The sequence below is a fragment of the Sphingorhabdus sp. genome, from assembly GCF_035329025.1.
In the GTDB taxonomy this organism is placed as follows: domain Bacteria; phylum Pseudomonadota; class Alphaproteobacteria; order Sphingomonadales; family Sphingomonadaceae; genus Sphingorhabdus_B.
This window is the reverse complement of record NZ_DAOLHN010000084.1, coordinates 1-4,699: the sequence shown is the minus strand read 5'-3', so window position 1 is coordinate 4,699 and position 4,699 is coordinate 1. Positions and strand designations below refer to the sequence as shown.

Annotated in this window: 7 protein-coding genes and 1 pseudogene; 6 read left to right on the top strand and 2 right to left on the bottom strand. The window is 54.1% G+C overall.

All coding sequences use genetic code 11. The features are described from left to right. The 3 genes from PKC81_RS14420 to PKC81_RS14410 all read left to right on the top strand — a co-directional run. On the top strand, nt 1-562 hold a 562-nt coding region (locus PKC81_RS14420), incomplete at its 5' end, for a ribonucleotide-diphosphate reductase subunit beta (RefSeq protein ID WP_324337281.1). 19 nt (nt 563-581) lie between these two features. Continuing rightward, nucleotides 582-1,571, top strand: a complete 990-nt coding sequence (locus tag PKC81_RS14415; protein WP_324337280.1) for a DUF294 nucleotidyltransferase-like domain-containing protein — start codon at nt 582-584, stop codon at nt 1,569-1,571. Beyond that, complete coding sequence (locus PKC81_RS14410) at nt 1,568-2,203, top strand: 2'-5' RNA ligase family protein (RefSeq protein ID WP_324337278.1); 636 nt, start codon at nt 1,568-1,570, stop codon at nt 2,201-2,203. The genes PKC81_RS14415 and PKC81_RS14410 overlap by 4 nt, the downstream gene beginning before the upstream one ends. Nucleotides 2,204-2,544: 341 nt before the next feature. Here PKC81_RS14410 and PKC81_RS14405 read toward each other — a convergent pair whose 3' ends face one another. Both PKC81_RS14405 and PKC81_RS14400 read right to left on the bottom strand, forming a co-directional pair. Next, nucleotides 2,545-3,207: an SOS response-associated peptidase family protein gene (locus tag PKC81_RS14405; protein ID WP_324337276.1), complete on the bottom strand. Its 663-nt coding sequence runs from the start codon at nt 3,205-3,207 to the stop codon at nt 2,545-2,547. Nucleotides 3,208-3,234: 27 nt separating this feature from the next. Next, nucleotides 3,235-3,621, bottom strand: a complete 387-nt coding sequence (locus PKC81_RS14400) for an excalibur calcium-binding domain-containing protein (RefSeq protein ID WP_324337274.1) — start codon at nt 3,619-3,621, stop codon at nt 3,235-3,237. A 139-nt stretch (nt 3,622-3,760) separates the two neighbouring features. Here PKC81_RS14400 and PKC81_RS14395 point away from each other — a divergent pair, with 139 nt between their 5' ends. The 3 genes and pseudogenes from PKC81_RS14395 to PKC81_RS14385 all read left to right on the top strand — a co-directional run. Next, nucleotides 3,761-3,925 carry a hypothetical protein gene (locus PKC81_RS14395; protein WP_324337272.1) on the top strand — a complete coding sequence of 55 codons (165 nt, stop codon included), beginning with the start codon at nt 3,761-3,763 and terminating at the stop codon, nt 3,923-3,925. Continuing rightward, a complete protein-coding gene (locus PKC81_RS14390; protein WP_324337270.1) occupies nt 3,922-4,233 on the top strand; it encodes a DUF952 domain-containing protein in 312 nt (103 codons plus the stop codon). The genes PKC81_RS14395 and PKC81_RS14390 overlap by 4 nt, the downstream gene beginning before the upstream one ends. 144 nt (nt 4,234-4,377) lie before the next feature. Then, nucleotides 4,378-4,699, top strand: a pseudogene (locus PKC81_RS14385) (hypothetical protein); the annotation flags it as partial.

Below are 4,699 nucleotides of genomic sequence, written 5' to 3'. Positions count from 1 at the left end.
CTTCGCCATGCTGATGAACTTCCCGCGCTTCAACAAGATGAAGGGCATGGGGCAGATTGTCAGCTGGTCGGTGCGCGACGAAAGCCTGCACTGCGAAGGCATTACAAAGCTGTTCCACGCCTTCACCAAGGAACGCGACTGCCTGACCAAGGCGGTGAAGGAAGACATTATCGATTGCTGCCAGAAAGTCGTGCGGCTGGAAGACAGCTTCATCGATCTGGCGTTCGAAATGGGCCCTGTTCCGGGGATGACCGCGAAGGAAATCAAGCGCTATATCCGCTACATCGCCGACTGGCGCCTCGGCCAGCTGGGTCTTCCGCAAATCTATATGGTCGAAGACCACCCGCTGCCCTGGCTCGCGCCGCTGCTCAACGGCGTCGAACATGCCAACTTCTTCGAAACCCGCGCCACCGAATACAGCAAGGCGTCAACGCGCGGCAATTGGGGTGAGGTTTGGGACAGCTTTGACAAGCGCAAGAAAAAGCCCGCCAATGATGGCGTAGCCGAGGCTGCGAGCGACGAAGCCGATATGTTTGCGCAGGCGGGGGTTGCGGCGGAGTAGGAAACCTAGGGAGTTTGATTTGGAAATATATACTAAGCGAGCGCAACAAGCGGATGCTCGCATAGAACAGCTACGCACATCTCTTGCAGCGCAGTTGAAAGACCTGCCCGTCAGTTCAGATCATCCGTCCTTGTGCATATATGCGACAGGATCATTAGCACGTAGAGAAGCTACGGAGCACTCTGATCTTGATGCATTTTTCCTACTATCCGGCGATGAAAATGAAAAGCCACTGGGACGAATCAGAGACGTTCGAATTTTAAACGCCGTTCTCAACGCTCAAGAAGAAGCCGGTTTTCCAGATTTTTCTAACGATGGAGCTTATCTCAAATTTCTGTATATCGATGATGTCGTAAAATGCATTGGACATCGCGATGATGATTACAAAAATGCGTTCACAGCTCGAATTTTACTTCTAACTGAAAGCTGTTATTTATTTAATAATCAAAACTTTGAATGCTTTAAAGATAAAATCGTCGATATTTACTTTCAGGATTTTCACAATCACTCTAACGATTTTCGTCCTATATTTCTATTGAATGACATACTCCGGTTTTGGAGAACTCTTTGTCTAAATTATGAAAATGCGCGCCATTGGCGAGAAGATGAGGACGAGATCAAAAGAGCAAAAGGGCATCTCGATAATCTGAAACTAAAGTTCAGTCGACTAAACATATGCTATTCATACATATGTCATTTGATGAGCCAAGGACCGGCATTAACTCGAGATAATGCTCTAATTACTTCTAATCTTACGCCGTTCGAAAGACTTAATGATATTGAATACAGGTATGAAAATCTAGCGCCGATCATTGGAACCATGAAAAATGAATATGCTTGGTTTTTGGAGACAACTGACAAGCCAAAGCTTGAGATGTTAGACTGGATATCTAAGCAAGAAAACCGTGACGAAGCATTCCGACACGCTGGAATATTCGTTAACAACATGGGCGAACTCGTAAAAAGTGTAGCAGAGCAAAACGGATATCTCCGGTACTTAATTGTATGAATAAAAGTTCGAGATATTTTGTTTTTATATATCCGAGCAAGAGCGACATTCGCGATTACCTTAATCTTGCAGTCTATGCGCTTTCACCTAACGAAAAATGGCCTGCCCATATAACTGTAGCTGGTCCGTTTGCTAAGTTACCTCGCGCACGAGCGGAAGCGAAATTTGATGCCACGATTTTTTCTTTCGGAGTTTGGAATTTTTTTAGTCAAGGAATAAATACCGTCTATTTGAAGGTTGGAGTACCAGATATTAGACGATATTGGCTAAAACCATCATTTGCTACAAATCCTGTACCGCATATAACACTATACAATGGTGATGATGCAGAATACGCTCGACTTGTATTTGAACGACTTTCGAAACTTAAGCTAGAATTCTCTTTTCGAGCGCAAGGTATTAGTGTTGTTAATTCGAGCGCGCAGCGCCCAATGGACTTACGCGAACAAGTAAATGTCTCTTGCCTGCCCCGAACTAGGGATCTCAATGTAGATGACTTGCGTAAACTGACACCGGAAGAGAGGCTTGAAATCGCTGTTGACGCCTTATCAGCTTGTTTAACTTCTTCAAAAAATAGCGGAAGCTTTAAGACCGGAATATTTAGCAATGTTAACGGCTTAAAGAAAGATTAGGATCGAGCGGACTGTCGGAGACACTATATCGAATGAGACCTGCATCTGGCAGGCAAGGCGCAAAGGCGTGAAGATTTTATAGTGTCCAAAGATGCCGTTCCCAACTCTACACCTTTGTGCCTTCGTGTCTTGCTTGCCGCAGGCAAGCGCCAAATCCTCCTCTCTCTCCTTTAGGGGAGAGGTGCGAGACTTGGCAGCTTGCTGCCTAGTCGCAGCGGAGAGGGGCTGGAGGAGGGAGGTATTGCGCTACTTCCCCCTCTCAACTGCGCCTAGGCGCCTTCGGCGCTAAGGCTTCGTATCTCTCCCCTGAAGCGGAGAGATTGGGCTTGCGATCCCACCCCTCACCCCACCGTCATCAACTGGCTCGGGAAAGGCTGCACCAGCTTTCGGGCCTCCTCCCAATCGGCGGTAAGCCACGTAGAATAGTCCTCCGGATGCAGGATCACCGGCATCGCCTTTGGGTGCAGCGGGGCGATCAGCGGGTTGGGTTCGCAGGTGAGGAAGGCGAAGACCTTTTGCGGCGCGGGGGCATCTCCGCCCAAATCAAGGCCCGCCTTTGCGGGCGCCTCTGCCCATCGCCACACCCCTGCAAAGGCGGCCAATGGCTGACCGGGGATGCTGAACCAATGTTCGTCGCGCCCCGCGCCTGCCTTTGGCTCGGCAAAGCGGGTGAAGGGGACGAGGCAGCGCCCGTCGGGCTTGGCCAGCATCCCGCGCCAAAAGGGGCTATCGAGATTGCGGACATTGGTGACATGCTTGGTCACCACAGACCCCGCGCGCTTGCCCGGCAGGCTGAGCGGCACGCCCCAGCGCATGATATCCGCCACCGCACCGCCATCCGCCACGCTATCCCGCACGACGGCCGCCTCGCGCTTTGGCCAGACATCCTCGTCCAGCCCCGCCAGCTCGGGGGACAGCGGCGCCTTCAGGCTCCACCCGATAAATTCGCGCCAGGTCGAAAGCTCTTTCTGGATTTCCGGATGATTGGCGTAGTGGTTGCACATAGGCCTCGGTGCTATTTCACCTACGCTTCAAAAACCATCGTCAAGATCGAAATTTTCGGGCGCGTCAGGATGTGGTTCACACGCCACGCCATCGCCGTCGCCATCCATATGTTCGCCATAACCTGGCTCACCTCGCCGTAAGGGGGCAAGACCTCGCGCACGGACTTCGTTGCAGCCAGCAAAACTGATGTCGGCGGGCAGTGCTGCAAAGGCCTGTTGGCGCGCTTCATAGCGCTCATATTCCCAGATTCCCAATTGGGTCGCCGCAGCTGCCCCGGCGAGAACTATCGCAGCCAAACCCCATTGGACCGGCGCCGGCTGGTTCCACGGCAGGCGGGAATGGATGCGTTCCAACTCATCGTCGCTGCGCCAATGCGTGCGACGGGATTTGTCGAAATCATGGATATCAGACATCGGTCGCCCCGCTCCTTTAATGCGAGTTAAAACGGCGACCATGTTGTTGTTATTGGCAATTGTTTAAGGCGACCTGCTTCAGAGGTCAATTGCGCCATTCCCCCTATCCCTCACCACCATAACCGGCTAGGCGCAGCCCATGGCTGATCTCTATCTCAAAGCACTCGAATCCGAACGCCGCAGCCTGTGGGCAACCGCGCGGTTAAAGGGGCTGCCCAAGGATTCGCCCGAACGGATGCGGATCGCGCAGATCGATGCCGATATCGCCGCGCACAAGGCGAAGGGCAAATCGCCCAAGCCATGACCGACCACCCCGCCACCGCCTACAAAATCCTCACCGCCGACCAATGGGCGCAGTTTCAGGCCGATGGGGTGTTCCACGGCGCGCCGGTGGATCTGGCCGATGGCTATATCCACCTCTCCGCCGCCGACCAGCTGCAGGGCACGTTCGACAAGCATTTCGCCGGGCAAAGCGGGCTGGTGATTGCCGAGGTGGACCTGGCGCAACTGGGCGGGACGGTGAAGTGGGAGGTTTCCCGGGGCAACGCCCTGTTCCCCCACATATACGGCCCGCTGCCGATGGCGGCAGTGCTGGGCGTACGGCAGGCGTAGCAGCGCCCCCTCACCCAGCTACGTCTAATCGCCAAAGGCGGCAAGCATGCGCAACCCTCTCCCAATGGGAGAGGGATATTTGACGCTGTCCTACACGCACTTCCCAAGTTTATGCCCTGTGCCTTTTCGTAAAAGGACTGTGCCATGAACCACCCCTCCCCCCTCCACCACGATACCGACGCCAAACTGCCCGCCGCCGCTTACCTCCGCTACGAAAGCCGTGCCGATGGCTGGAGCGCGGGGCGGCAGGCCGCATTTTTGTCGCATCTCGCCGACAATGGCCTGGTCGAGGATGCGGCGCGCAGCGTAGGAATGAGCGTCGGTGGCGGCTATTCGCTGCGTCGCACCGCGCGCGGCTATGCCTTCAATCTGGGGTGGGAGGCCGCGCTCATCATCGCGCGGCGGGTGATTTCCGACCGGCTGATGACCGCCGCGATCAAGGGTGAGGAAGCGCGCTGGGTGCGTG

Coding starts and splice junctions, on each gene's coding strand:
- PKC81_RS14405 (WP_324337276.1), bottom strand. CDS start 3,207: ATGTGCAACCACTACGCCAATCATCCGGAAATCCAGAAAGAGCTTTCG.
- PKC81_RS14395 (WP_324337272.1), top strand. CDS start 3,761: ATGGCTGATCTCTATCTCAAAGCACTCGAATCCGAACGCCGCAGCCTG.
- PKC81_RS14400 (WP_324337274.1), bottom strand. CDS start 3,621: ATGTCTGATATCCATGATTTCGACAAATCCCGTCGCACGCATTGGCGC.
- PKC81_RS14390 (WP_324337270.1), top strand. CDS start 3,922: ATGACCGACCACCCCGCCACCGCCTACAAAATCCTCACCGCCGACCAA.
- PKC81_RS14410 (WP_324337278.1), top strand. CDS start 1,568: ATGAATAAAAGTTCGAGATATTTTGTTTTTATATATCCGAGCAAGAGC.